This window comes from Neofamilia massiliensis, assembly GCF_001299475.1.
Taxonomy (GTDB): domain Bacteria; phylum Bacillota; class Clostridia; order Tissierellales; family Peptoniphilaceae; genus Neofamilia; species Neofamilia massiliensis.
This window is the reverse complement of the sequence record NZ_CYUJ01000003.1, coordinates 48,258-60,404: the sequence shown is the minus strand read 5'-3', so window position 1 is coordinate 60,404 and position 12,147 is coordinate 48,258. Positions and strand designations below refer to the sequence as shown.

Annotated in this window: 15 protein-coding genes; 14 read left to right on the top strand and 1 reads right to left on the bottom strand. The window is 32.4% G+C overall.

Features of this window, described 5'->3' with window-relative positions:
• Positions 1–49 precede the first annotated feature (49 nt).
• The 14 genes from BN2667_RS04845 (at position 50) to BN2667_RS04785 (ending at position 11,126) form a co-directional block, all read left to right on the top strand.
• Positions 50–931, top strand: a complete 882-nt coding sequence (locus tag BN2667_RS04845; protein ID WP_054252222.1) for a DNA-3-methyladenine glycosylase family protein — start codon at positions 50–52, stop codon at positions 929–931.
• A gap of 115 nt (positions 932–1,046) precedes the next feature.
• Complete coding sequence (locus BN2667_RS04840; RefSeq protein ID WP_054252221.1) at positions 1,047–1,328, top strand: molecular chaperone GroES; 282 nt, start codon at positions 1,047–1,049, stop codon at positions 1,326–1,328.
• An 11-nt stretch (positions 1,329–1,339) separates the two neighbouring features.
• A complete protein-coding gene (gene groL, locus BN2667_RS04835; RefSeq protein WP_054252220.1) occupies positions 1,340–2,959 on the top strand; it encodes a chaperonin GroEL in 1,620 nt (539 codons plus the stop codon).
• A gap of 217 nt (positions 2,960–3,176) precedes the next feature.
• Positions 3,177–3,461 (top strand): 30S ribosomal protein S6, encoded by a 285-nt coding sequence (rpsF, locus tag BN2667_RS04830; protein WP_054252219.1) that lies wholly within the window; start codon positions 3,177–3,179, stop codon positions 3,459–3,461.
• A gap of 15 nt (positions 3,462–3,476) precedes the next feature.
• Positions 3,477–3,950 (top strand): single-stranded DNA-binding protein, encoded by a 474-nt coding sequence (locus BN2667_RS04825; RefSeq protein ID WP_054252218.1) that lies wholly within the window; start codon positions 3,477–3,479, stop codon positions 3,948–3,950.
• Positions 3,951–3,966: 16 nt separating this feature from the next.
• The gene (gene rpsR / locus BN2667_RS04820; protein ID WP_054252217.1) at positions 3,967–4,191 is read left to right on the top strand and encodes a 30S ribosomal protein S18; all 225 of its coding nucleotides are present in this window, start codon (positions 3,967–3,969) and stop codon (positions 4,189–4,191) included.
• A gap of 191 nt (positions 4,192–4,382) precedes the next feature.
• Complete coding sequence (gene tnpA, locus BN2667_RS04815; RefSeq protein WP_154865171.1) at positions 4,383–4,832, top strand: IS200/IS605 family transposase; 450 nt, start codon at positions 4,383–4,385, stop codon at positions 4,830–4,832.
• Positions 4,833–5,042: 210 nt separating this feature from the next.
• Positions 5,043–5,606 (top strand): DUF5317 domain-containing protein, encoded by a 564-nt coding sequence (locus BN2667_RS04810; protein ID WP_054252215.1) that lies wholly within the window; start codon positions 5,043–5,045, stop codon positions 5,604–5,606.
• Positions 5,599–6,819 carry a CapA family protein gene (locus BN2667_RS04805; protein ID WP_054252214.1) on the top strand — a complete coding sequence of 407 codons (1,221 nt, stop codon included), beginning with the start codon at positions 5,599–5,601 and terminating at the stop codon, positions 6,817–6,819. Before BN2667_RS04810 ends, BN2667_RS04805 begins: the two co-directional genes overlap by 8 nt.
• A 12-nt stretch (positions 6,820–6,831) precedes the next feature.
• On the top strand, positions 6,832–7,680 hold the full coding sequence (gene cdaA / locus BN2667_RS04800; protein WP_054252213.1) for a diadenylate cyclase CdaA: 849 nt from the start codon (positions 6,832–6,834) through the stop codon (positions 7,678–7,680).
• Entirely contained in the window at positions 7,649–8,959 is a 1,311-nt protein-coding gene (locus BN2667_RS04795; RefSeq protein WP_054252212.1) for a CdaR family protein, read from the top strand. The genes cdaA and BN2667_RS04795 overlap by 32 nt, the downstream gene beginning before the upstream one ends.
• A gap of 80 nt (positions 8,960–9,039) precedes the next feature.
• The gene (gene guaB, locus BN2667_RS04790) at positions 9,040–10,491 is read left to right on the top strand and encodes an IMP dehydrogenase (protein ID WP_054252211.1); all 1,452 of its coding nucleotides are present in this window, start codon (positions 9,040–9,042) and stop codon (positions 10,489–10,491) included.
• A gap of 10 nt (positions 10,492–10,501) precedes the next feature.
• Positions 10,502–10,672: a hypothetical protein gene (locus BN2667_RS09330; protein WP_156191364.1), complete on the top strand. Its 171-nt coding sequence runs from the start codon at positions 10,502–10,504 to the stop codon at positions 10,670–10,672.
• A 91-nt stretch (positions 10,673–10,763) separates the two neighbouring features.
• On the top strand, positions 10,764–11,126 hold the full coding sequence (locus BN2667_RS04785; RefSeq protein ID WP_054252210.1) for a hypothetical protein: 363 nt from the start codon (positions 10,764–10,766) through the stop codon (positions 11,124–11,126).
• On the opposite strand, the gene BN2667_RS04780 is transcribed toward BN2667_RS04785, so the two are convergent.
• Complete coding sequence (locus tag BN2667_RS04780; protein WP_054252209.1) at positions 11,123–12,013, bottom strand: diacylglycerol/lipid kinase family protein; 891 nt, start codon at positions 12,011–12,013, stop codon at positions 11,123–11,125. The two genes, BN2667_RS04785 and BN2667_RS04780, sit on opposite strands and share 4 nt — an antisense overlap.
• Positions 12,014–12,147: the final 134 nt, after the last annotated feature.

Below are 12,147 nucleotides of genomic sequence, written 5' to 3'. Positions count from 1 at the left end.
AATAATGGCGTCTTTTATAGACGCTTTTTAAATTGAAAAGGAAAACATTATGAATATAAGTATACACAATGACCAAGTAAGAATAAAAAATTTAGAAAACTTTAATCCTGAACATATTTTTGAATGCGGTCAGGCCTTTAGATGGGAAAGACAAGAAGACGGATCTTATACTGTAGTTGCTTTTAATAGGGTTATAAATGTATCACTAGATAAAGAAGATGTTGTAATTAAAAATACAAGTCTAGAAGATTTTGAAAATGTTTGGATAGACTACTTTGATTTAAAAGCTGATTACAAGTCTATGCAAGAGACCTTTAATGAGGATCCAATTATGCAAGAGGCAATAGAATACGGGAAAGGCATTAGAATATTAAAACAAGATCCTTTCGAAACTACTATTTCTTTTATAATTTCTGCCAATAACAGAATTCCTCAAATAAAAAAATCTATAGAGTTAATAGCTAGGACCTATGGAGACTCAATTGGTTTTTATGAGGGTAAAGAATATTTTTCCTTTCCGAGTCCACAGGCCTTGGCCCAAGTCGATGTATCTGAACTAAGAGAAATTTGTCGAGTTGGCTTTAGAGACCAAAGAATAATTGATGTTTCAAAAATGGTTGCTTGCGGAGACTTGGATTTAAATATTTTAAAAGAAAGAGACAGGGAAGACATAAAAAATGTTTTAATAACCTTGCCTGGAATTGGACCAAAAATTGCAGACTGTATAACATTATTTGCCTACAACAAAAAAGATTCTTTTCCAGTTGATGTTTGGATAAAGAGGGTTATGGAGTTTCTTTATTTTAAAGAAGATGTAAATAAAAATAAACTAGCAATGCTTTCTAGAGAAAAGTTTGGCCCTTTTGCAGGCCTTGCCCAACAATATTTATTTTACTATGGTAGGGAAAACTCCATAGGAGTAGAAAAGTAAGATTTTTAAAAATTAGTGTTTAAAAAATTAAATACTGGTAATATATAGCTTGTACGGATTAGCACTCAACACTAAAGACTGCTAACATAAAACATTTTTAGAAAGGATGAAAATAATGAACCTAAAACCAATTGCTAATAAAATTATAATAAAGAAAATTGAAGTTGAAGAAAAATCTATTGGTGGAATAATCCTACCAGATTCAGCTAAAGATGAATCATTTATAGCTGAAGTTTTAGCTATCGGTCCTGACATTTTAAATGACGAAAAGAAAAAAGACCAAATAAAAGTAGGAGACAAGGTTGTATATAGTAAGTTTGGCCTTAATACAGTTAAACTTGATGATGAAGAATACATTATCTGCAAATTAGATGACTTATATGCAGTTGTTGAATAGGAGGAAATTTTATGGCAAAAGAAATAAAATTTAGAGAAGATGCTAGAAAGGCAATGGAAAAGGGAATTAACCAACTAGCAGATACAGTTAAAATTACCCTTGGACCAAAGGGAAGAAATGTTGTACTCGACAAGCAATTTGGTGCCCCACTTATTACAAACGATGGTGTAACAATAGCTAGAGAAATAGAATTTGAAGATAGATATGAAAATATGGGAGCCCAACTTGTTAAAGAAGTTGCTACAAAAACTAACGATGTAGCAGGTGATGGAACTACTACAGCTACCTTACTTGCCCAGGCCATCATCAGAGAAGGCTTAAAAAACATTGCAGCAGGAGCAAATCCAATCCAATTAAAAGAAGGTATTAACGGAGCAGTAGATGTTGTAGTTGATGAAATTAAAAGATTCTCTCATCCAATTGAATCGAAAGAATCAATTTCTCAAATTGCAGCAATTTCAGCTGGAGATGTAAAAATTGGCCAGCTAATTTCTGAAGCAATGGAAAAAGTTGGCAGAGATGGAGTTATTACAGTTGAAGAATCAAGATCAACTGGAACAACTTTAAAGACAGTTGAAGGTATGCAATTTGACAGAGGTTATATTTCTCCATATATGGTAACTGATTCTGAAAAAATGATTGCAGAATTAGACAGACCTTATGTTTTAATTACAGATAAAAAAATCACTAACATTCAAGATATAATTGGTTTATTAGAAGCAATAGTTCAAGAAGGCAGACCACTATTAATTATTGCTGACGACATTGAAGGCGAAGCAATGGCTACTTTAGTTCTTAACAAACTAAGAGGAACCTTTAATGTTGTAGGAGTTAAGGCTCCAGGCTTTGGAGATAGAAGACACGACCTACTTGAAGACATTGCAATTTTAACTGGCGCAACAGTTATTTCTGAAGAACTTGGCCATGACATTAAAGAAGCTAGTATAGACATGTTAGGAACAGCTGAATCCGTAAAAATCGACAAGGATTCTACTGTAATAGTTGATGGTGGCGGAAAAAAAGAAAATCTAGATGCTAGAATCAACCAAATTAAAGGTCAAATGGAAAACTCTGACTCAGACTTTGACAAAGAAAAACTTCAAGAAAGACTAGCAAAACTTTCTGGCGGAGTTGCAGTAATAGAAGTTGGTGCAGCTACAGAAGTTGAACTTAAAGAAAAGAAAATGAGAATAGAAGATGCCCTAGCAGCAACAAGAGCAGGGGTTGCAGAAGGAATGGTAGCAGGTGGAGGAACAGTATTAATTGACTCTATAGCTGCTGTAATTAAATATTTAGAAGATTTAACTGGAGACAAGAAGACAGGAGCTATGATTATAGCCAAGGCCCTAGAAGAACCAGTAAAACAAATTGCAGAAAATGCTGGAATAGAAGGTTCTGTAGTAGTTGCTCATGTTAAAGATGAAAAAGATGGCATAGGCTACGACGCTTTAAATGGAGAATATGTAGAAATGATTAAGGCAGGAATTGTAGATCCAGCTAAGGTAACAAGATCTGCTATCCAAAATTCAGCATCAGTTGCATCTATGATTTTAACAACAGAAGCAGCAGTTGTTGATATTGAAGAAGATGAGCCACAAATGCCAATGGGACCTGGACCAGGCATGTATTAATAAAAATGAATTTTTAGACGACTTAATTTATTTTAGGTCGTCTTTTTTCTCGCTTTAGAATTTTTACTTTTTGTTGTATAATAGAAAAGGAAGAAAGTGGATTTTTATAATATTACTAATAACAGCTTGCATTTATTGCAAAACTTTGTTATAATTTCACTTTGGAAAAATATTCCTTGCCCGTTATGGGCCACAAGACCACAAGGAGGTGACACGTATGAAAAATTATGAAGCTATAGTAATTTTTTATCCAGATCTTGAAGAAGAGGTTAGACAAGCTACAATTGATAGATTAACTAATATCATCGAAACAAATGGAAAAGTTGAAGACGTTGAACACTGGGGAGATAAGAAATTTGCTTACCCAATTCAATATCACAACCACGGATACTATACTCTATTCAAATTCCAAGCTGAACCTGAAACAGAAAAAGAGTTTAACAGAATAGCTAGAATTTCAGAATCTATTATTAGACAAATGACAATTAATCTTGATAAGTAGAATTAGGAGAATGATATGAATAAAGTAGTTCTAATTGGAAGATTAACCAGAGATCCAGAGTTAAGATACCTAACAACAGGTTCAAACACAGCAGTTGCAAGGTTCACTTTGGCTGTAGATAAACAATTATCTAAGGAAAAGAAGTTAGAAATGGAATCTAGAAATCAGCCAACAGCTGATTTTATAAATATAGTAGTTTGGGGCAAACTTGCAGAAACTTGTTCAAATTACCTAGCTAAGGGTAGACTTACAGCAGTAAGCGGTAGAATTCAAACTGGCTCTTATGAAAAAGATGGCAGAAGGATTTACACCACTGAAGTTGTAGCTGAAAATGTTCAATTCTTAGAATGGGGAGATAGCCCTAACAGATCTTCTAGAAATGACAGTTATGATAATTTAGACAACAATTATGATAACTCTAATTCTTCAGATGATATGTCTGATATAGAAGGTTTCTATACTATAGATAACGAAGATATTCCATTTTAAAGTATAGGAGGATAAAATGGGAAGAAGATTTAGACCTAGAAGAAGGGTCTGTGCTTTTTGTGCAGATAAAAACAACGTAATTGATTACAAGAACGTTGATCAATTAAAAAAATTAGTTTCTGACAGAGGTAAGATTTTACCAAGAAGAGTTACAGGAACTTGTGCTAAGCACCAAAGAGAAGTAACTACTGCTATAAAAAGAGCAAGACAAGTTGCACTTTTACCATATAGCGCAGACTAATTAAATAAATTTACTAAGAAAACCAAGAAGTCGTTCTTGGTTTTTTTGTAAGAAGAAAACCCCCAGTTAGACTGGGGGTTCAGTATAGCTTTAGCGATGAAAAACCAACAAAAAACCTCCTATGATATATAATTAAATTGTAGTTCGCCAACTGCAATAAAAAATATCAAGGAGGTAAGAAAATGTCATCAATAAATGACAAACATAGTTTATCACATACAAAATGGAACTGTAAATACCATATAGTATTTGCACCAAAATATAGGAGAAAAGAATTTTACGGAAGCAAAAGATTAGAAATAGGACAAATACTTCGAGAATTATGTAGCTGGAAATTAGTAAACATAATAGAAGCGGAAGTATGCCCAGATCATATTCATATGTTAGTAGAAATACCACCAAAACTATCAGTATCAAGTTTTATGGGATTTTTAAAAGGAAAGAGTAGCATAATGATATATGAAAGATGGGGAAATTTAAAATATAAATACAGAGGAAGACAGTTTTGGTGTAGAGGATATTATGTAGACACAGCAGGTAAAAATGCAAAAGCAATCCAAGAATATATCCAAAACCAATTAAAACAAGATCAGTTAAGCGAACAACTAACATTTGATGTAGTTGACCCTTTTAAAGGGTAGCAAGTAGAAGTTGCAAGTGGCGGACTAACCAACGCCATTGAGGCGTGGCTGGTAATACAGGCCCTTTGGGCCGCATGAGAAAAACCCCCGGCTACGCCGGGGGATGATTATTGTACATATTTTTCAAAAAGAAAAGTTTCTATTTTTCAATCTAAATAAGTAACTTTATAATAAATTTAATTTGTGTTAAAATTATAAAGAGGTGAAGAATTGGTTATTGAAGCAATTATTTTAGGAATTTTATTAGGTAAACTTAGGTCTGGAAAAATCTCAAACTTAGAAGACTTAAAATTTAAGGCTCTTATGCCCTTACTTGGAGTTTTCATTTTTGATTTAGTCCTAAGATTTTTTATTGTCAAGTCAACTAGCACCTTGGCAGCAAAACTTTTTTCCTTTTATCCCTACTTTAATTTACTCATATATCTTTTTATAATTTTTATTTTAGAAATCAACAAAAATCTAAAATACTTGCGAGTAGTTGAGGCAGGCTTTGTTCTAAATTATTTGCCAATGATAGCAAATGGAGGCAAGATGCCAATTTTAAAAGACGCTCTTTTAAGTATTAATAAAACCAGAGAAATTGATTTATTAATAAAAAACCAATTGTTGACTCATTCGCTAGTAAATGAAGCTACTAGATTTAAGGCTCTGTGTGACAACATTCCTATAAAATATTTCCTTCCTAAAGTTATTTCCTTGGGAGATATTTTTTTAGCCTTAGGCCTAGTTTTGTTTATTAGCTATTTTATGACTAGAGGCAGAGATTATGCTTAATAAAATAAAAATAATTTTGCTAGTAGTTTTACTTATACTTGGCTTATACTTAGGATTTTCATATTTGACCTACAAGAATTTCTCAACTGATATTGTACTTGAAAATAATAAAGTTGAAGAAAAAATTAAAGATCAAAATATTGAAGAAAACTCTTACGATAAAAAAATCGATGAAGAAGTCGAAGAAATTAAAGAAGATCTTCCTACTTTTAAAGAGATAACTATAACTGCTGCTGGCGATATTATGACTCACATGCCTATAATAAAAGCCCACTACACAGAAGGCCTAGGCTACGATTTTTCCAATCCCTTTAAGTATGTAAAAGATTTAAATACTGGTGCCGATTTAAAAATGGCAAATTTAGAAACAGTAATAAGAAATGATAGAGAGCCCCAAGGGTTTCCAACTTTTAATGCCCCTTATCCAATAATTTATGGCATTAAATCAGGAGGTTTTAATCTTTTATCAACTGCCAACAACCATTCCTATGACCAAGGAAGGCAAGGAGTTTTAGATACAATAGCTCATATAAAAGAAGCTGGCTTAGATTATATGGGAACTAATGCAACAGCTGAAGATGATAGGACGAGACTTTATGATTTTGATGGTCTAAAGCTTGGCCTTATGTGCTATACCTATGGTCTAAATGGTTTTACAGCAGAAGAAGACTTTCTTGTTAATATAATAAACTTAGACATGATAGCTGAAGATGTAAAACATTTAAAGGACCAAGGAGCTGATAAAATTATTTTATTTGTCCATTGGGGAGTAGAGTATAGGACAGAGCTTTATGATGAATTGCAAAATCTTGGCCACGAAATTTTAGACCTTGGTGTTGACTATATTTTAGGGTCTCATCCTCATGTCGTTATGCCAGTTGAAAGATTCGACAATGGCAAGTTTATTGTTTATTCTATGGGGAACTTTTTATCCAACCAGAGAAAAGAATTTATTCCTAGCCAAAATACTGAAGAAGGACTTTTTGTCCGCTTTAAACTAGAGAAGAATTTTCAAACAGAAGAAGTTTCTCTAAAGGATTTTGAATTAATTCCAACTTGGGTTAACAGATATTTTACAGACAAGTGGTATTATGAAATTATTCCTATAGACCAGGCACTTAATGGCCAAGTTCAGGGACTAGAAGTAGATGAAAATTTAAGAAATAAATTGATAGATGCAAAAACAAAGGTAGACAATATTTTAAACAAGTGATGGAGGCAGGTTATGACAGGCTTAATGAAAGCTATATCCCAAGTTAGGGTGCAAGATATTATAGATATACTAGTAATTAGCTTTTTTATTTATAGGTGCCTAGACTTTCTAAAAGAAACAAGGGCAGAACAGTTAATTAAGGGAATTGGACTTTTATTAGTCCTAACTAAATTAAGTGAATGGTTGCAATTATTTACAGTAAATTATTTGCTATCAAATATTTTAACAGTTGGAGCCTTTGCAATAATCGTTGTCTTTCAACCTGAACTGAGAAGGGGACTTGAATATTTAGGGAGGTCAAGAATTTTTCCAAAAAATATTGCTGATGCCCAAACTTCAGAGGCAACGAAGACAATTGAGGCAATTACATCTGCAGTTGCATCTCTATCTAGGCAAAAAATTGGAGCGATAATAGTAATTGAAAGAACAGTAGGTCTTAGAGATTTAATAGAAACAGGAACTGAAATCAATGGAATTGTCTCACCTGAACTTTTAATTAATATTTTTATACCAAACACCCCACTGCACGATGGGGCAGTAATAATTAGAAAAAATCAAATACTTGCAGCTGCATGTTTCTTACCTCTTTCTGAAAATATGACTATTAGTAAGGAACTAGGAACTAGACACAGGGCATCATTAGGTATTTCAGAAAAATCAGACGCTCTTTCAATTATCGTTTCTGAAGAGACTGGAGTAATTTCTATAACTGAAAATGCTGAGCTTTCTAGATACTTAGACATAGAAACTCTAAAGACAATTTTAGAGGGAATATATTTGCCAGAAAAAAACGAACAAAGTAACTTTTTGAACTTATGGAGAAATACAAATGGATCTAAAGGACAAGATAAACAAGAATAAAATTTATAAAATAGGTATATCTGTAGTTATGGCCATATTTTTATGGTCTTGGGTAATTGGTGTTGAAAATCCTGAAATTGAAATTCCCTATAGAGGCATTGACGTAGCCTTTGAAGGAGAAGGTTATTTAAACAAAGAAGGCCTATCAATAATTTCTCCAAAAAATCCTAAGGTGAATATTTCAATTAAGGGAAACAAGTCTGATTTAAACTCAATTGACAGTCACAACATTAAGGCTTCAATTGACTTACAAGGATTAAAAGCTGGAGAAAATAAGGTTCCAGTAGATTATTCTCTTCAAGGGCAAACTGGAAACATTAGAATTATAAATGTAGACCCAGCTACAATTTTAGTAAAGCTAGATGAAATTATTAGCGAAAACAAAAAAATTGATATAGAAATTTTAGGCGAACTTCCAGAATCTTATACCCTAGGAGAAACTAGGGCCTTAAATTCTTTTGTAAGAGTAACTGGGCCTTCTTCTGACCTGGCTCAAGTTGACAGGGTAGTAGCCTATGCAGATGTTTCTAACAAGACTGAATCTTTTATGGTGAAATCTAAATTAGCATTTTTAGACAAAAACGGCATAGAGCTAAATAACATTAAGACAAATGTTACTAGCGCTGAAGTTGAAGTCCCAATTTATAAGATAAAGTCTGTACCTATAAAACTTAAAACTTATGGTGCCCTAAAGCCTAATGAAAGATTGGAAAACATTAAAGCTCTTCCTGAAAATATTGTTATACGAGGATCAGCAGCCAATGTTGATAAAATTAAGGAAATAGAAAGTGAAAGTATAAATATTTCAAACCTAGTTGAAGATAGTAATTACAAGGTAAAATTAAAACTTCCAGATGGAATAAGTCTTCATGAAGATATTGATGTTAAAGTTTCTTTTGACCATATTGTAAACAAAGAAGAAATTAGAAAAATACCTATGGATCAAATAAATTTTGTAGGAAAAAACTCTAAGCTAAACTACGAAATAATATCTGATTTAAAAGAAGTTAATGTAACTTTACTAGGCACAGATGAAGATCTAAAGAACCTTTTAGATACTAATATTAATCTTTCATTTAATGTTACAGATCTTGAACTTGGTGACCGCTTAGTAGAAATTCAAGCTAATACTTTAGAAGGAATTAGAGTAAAAAGTATTGATCCAACAAGCCTTACAATTAGAATTACAAATGAACAAGCTATTGAAGGTGAACAAGTTGAAGGAGAAAATAAAGATTCTGAAGTTGATGAAAATTTACCAACTAACCAAGTTCCATAAGGCGAAAAATTTAATAAAGCCTTGATAAAAGATAGAATTGGGAATAGAATAAGAGTATTAAGATTTTTTGGAGGTAATCAATGAAATTTGTAGGAGAGGGACTAACTTTTGATGACGTACTGCTTTTACCAGGACCATCAGATGTCATGCCAAGGGACGCTAACTTAAAGACCTATTTAACAAAGAAAATCCAATTAAATATTCCACTAATGGCTGCAGGAATGGACACAGTAACTGAAAGCGAAATGGCTATATCAATTGCCAGACAAGGTGGTATTGGAATCATTCACAAAAACATGACTATTGAAGAACAAGCTAGACAAGTTGATAGGGTAAAAAGATCAGAACATGGAGTTATTACAGATCCATTTTATTTAAACAAGGATGATACTTTACTTGATGCAGATAAACTAATGGGTCACTTTAAAATTTCAGGTGTTCCTATTGTAGATGAAAATATGAAGTTAGAAGGTATATTAACTAACAGGGACATTAGATTTGAAACTGACTTTAGTAAAAAAATTGACCAAGTAATGACCAAGGAAAACTTAATTACTGGTAGTGTTGATATTACAATGGAAGAAGCCTTAGAAAAAATGAAGGCACATAAAATAGAAAAATTACCTTTAGTAGATGAAAATTATATGCTTAAAGGCCTAATTACTATAAAGGATATTTCTAAATCAAAAGAATATCCAAACTCTGCAAGAGACTCTAGCGGCAGACTTTTAGTAGGAGCTGCAATTGGTGTAACTGCAGATATTCTTGATAGGGTACAGGCTTTAATCGATGCGAAAGTTGACGTACTAGTTATTGATACAGCCCACGGCCATTCACAAAACGTAATCAACCACGTAAAGATGTTAAAAGAGCACTTCCCTGACATTCAACTTATTGCAGGTAATGTTGCAACTGGTGCTGCAACAAAGGCTTTAATTGAAGCAGGAGCTGACTGCGTAAAGGTTGGTATTGGACCTGGATCAATTTGTACTACAAGAGTAGTTACAGGTATTGGTTCGCCACAACTAACTGCAGTTATTGAATGTGCAAAAGTTGCTAATGAATATGGTATTCCAATAATTGCTGACGGTGGTATAAAATATTCAGGAGATTTAACTAAGGCCTTAGGTGCAGGTGCAAATGTGGTAATGGTTGGATCGCTTTTAGCAGGAACAGAAGAAGCACCAGGTGAAGATATAATTGTTGAAGGTAGAAGATTTAAAACTTATAGGGGCATGGGCTCATTAGGAGCTATGGACTCAGGATCTTCTGACAGATACTTCCAAGACAAAAACAAAAAATATGTACCAGAGGGTGTAGAAGGAAGAGTAATTTATAAGGGCAAAGCAGAAGATGTAATTTACCAACTTATGGGTGGATTAAAATCAGGTATGGGTTATGTAGGCGCAAAGGATATTCCAGACCTACACGAAAAAGCTACCTTTATAAAAATTACAAATGCAACATTAAAAGAAAATCATCCACACGATATTACAATTACTAGAGAATCTCCAAATTATACAAACAAATAAAGGAGGCACTATGAACTCAGTAGGAAAAATAATATCACTTATTATTTCTATAGTCTTATCTGTATGGATTATAAAAATGGCTTTTAAAGTATTGGGAAATATAGTAGGAGCCATTGTTGGGGTAGGAGTTATAGTTTTACTAGTATTCTTACTAAAAAAACTAAATGAAGATAGACAATAATAAGTTCATTCTTTAAAAAGATTTTAATTTACAACAAAGCAGGTTTTTAAGCCTGCTTTTTACATATTTTTAATTATAGAAAGGACTGCTAATGGAAACTTATGAAAAGAATTATTTAAAAATAAAAAGTGACTTTCCAATTAAAGTATTAAACTCTTCAGCAACCGATGAAGACTTAATTATTAATCTTGATTCAAGAGTAGTAAACTTAAGTTTTGCAGGGCTAGAAAAATTTTCTGTAAGTAGATTTCAATTAACTGAAGTAAAAAACATATTAATTAGACATTCTCTAAAAGAAAATTTTAAACTTGGAACTATTCATTTTTTAAGAGTCATTGATCTAAATAGTTCTCTTTTAAACTTTTCTATTGACCTAAATGAATTTGAAATATATATAAGTGAAAAACAATTTTATGTTAAAGTCCAAATAAAAAAGGCCTTAAATAGACCTTAATTTAAACAATACATTTCTATAGCTTTTTCAAAAATACTTATACTTGCAGGTAGGGGATCGGACTTTTCTCCATCAATATCAGTTTCAATAACTGTATCCATAGATGCAATTGAAACATTTTTGCACTTATAGTATTTAATATATTCATTATTTTTCACCTTACCAGAAATAACATCAGGTAAAATTGACATCTTATCAAAGAGAGTTGATTCTTTAACTATAAATAGATGGAGGAAGCCATCATTTTTTTCTATGTCATTAATTAAAGGAGTGCCATAAATCGCCGAAGACAACATGACAATTAAATGGCTAAAATCGCCAACTAAATTTTCACCATCAACGTCCACTTCCATTAGGTAGTGGTTGTTTTTTATTGCATCTCTAGCAATATTATAGGCATATGCCCAACCTGAAAATACAGATTTTGATTCAGGACTGACGTTGTGAATTGACTCTGGAATATCGCCAATGGAAAAAATCATATTAAAGTAGTTGTCATTAAACTTTCCAACATCCATTTTAATGGTCTTGTCGACCTTTAATCGTCTAACTGCCAGCCTTATATTTTGTGGGTAGCCTAAAATTCTAGATACTCCATTAAAGGTTCCACCAGGCAATACTCCAAGAATTGGTCTCTTGTTAGGATCAGCTTCCATTAATGCCTTAGTAACTTGATTAATTGTTCCGTCACCACCTACAACAAAAATAGAGTGATAGCCTTCATCACAAGCATTTTTGGCAAATAGATAGGCATCATTAGGATTTTCAGTTTTCATAGATTTAATACAATCAAAATATTCAACTAACTTTTTTCTCAACAAAAAATTTATCTCTTCTCCCTTTTCGCTACCAGCAACAGGGTTGTAGATTATTAGTACCTTTTCCATTTTTCTTCCTTAAATTAAAATTACTGACATAATTATAACATAAAGAGCATTTGCCGACCTTAGATAAGAAAATTTTTTAAATAGATTTCACAAAATAATAATATTTAAAAACAAAAAGCCCTAAAATCATTTAA

What these genes read in the sequence shown, in the direction of transcription:
- BN2667_RS04785 (WP_054252210.1), top strand. Translation starts at nt 10,764, where the DNA reads ATGGAAACTTATGAAAAGAATTATTTAAAAATAAAAAGTGACTTTCCA.
- BN2667_RS04805 (WP_054252214.1), top strand. Translation starts at nt 5,599, where the DNA reads ATGCTTAATAAAATAAAAATAATTTTGCTAGTAGTTTTACTTATACTT.
- BN2667_RS04795 (WP_054252212.1), top strand. Translation starts at nt 7,649, where the DNA reads ATGGATCTAAAGGACAAGATAAACAAGAATAAAATTTATAAAATAGGT.
- BN2667_RS04840 (WP_054252221.1), top strand. Translation starts at nt 1,047, where the DNA reads ATGAACCTAAAACCAATTGCTAATAAAATTATAATAAAGAAAATTGAA.
- BN2667_RS04845 (WP_054252222.1), top strand. Translation starts at nt 50, where the DNA reads ATGAATATAAGTATACACAATGACCAAGTAAGAATAAAAAATTTAGAA.
- BN2667_RS04825 (WP_054252218.1), top strand. Translation starts at nt 3,477, where the DNA reads ATGAATAAAGTAGTTCTAATTGGAAGATTAACCAGAGATCCAGAGTTA.
- guaB (WP_054252211.1), top strand. Translation starts at nt 9,040, where the DNA reads ATGAAATTTGTAGGAGAGGGACTAACTTTTGATGACGTACTGCTTTTA.
- groL (WP_054252220.1), top strand. Translation starts at nt 1,340, where the DNA reads ATGGCAAAAGAAATAAAATTTAGAGAAGATGCTAGAAAGGCAATGGAA.
- BN2667_RS09330 (WP_156191364.1), top strand. Translation starts at nt 10,502, where the DNA reads ATGAACTCAGTAGGAAAAATAATATCACTTATTATTTCTATAGTCTTA.
- cdaA (WP_054252213.1), top strand. Translation starts at nt 6,832, where the DNA reads ATGACAGGCTTAATGAAAGCTATATCCCAAGTTAGGGTGCAAGATATT.
- BN2667_RS04780 (WP_054252209.1), bottom strand. Translation starts at nt 12,013, where the DNA reads ATGGAAAAGGTACTAATAATCTACAACCCTGTTGCTGGTAGCGAAAAG.
- rpsR (WP_054252217.1), top strand. Translation starts at nt 3,967, where the DNA reads ATGGGAAGAAGATTTAGACCTAGAAGAAGGGTCTGTGCTTTTTGTGCA.
- rpsF (WP_054252219.1), top strand. Translation starts at nt 3,177, where the DNA reads ATGAAAAATTATGAAGCTATAGTAATTTTTTATCCAGATCTTGAAGAA.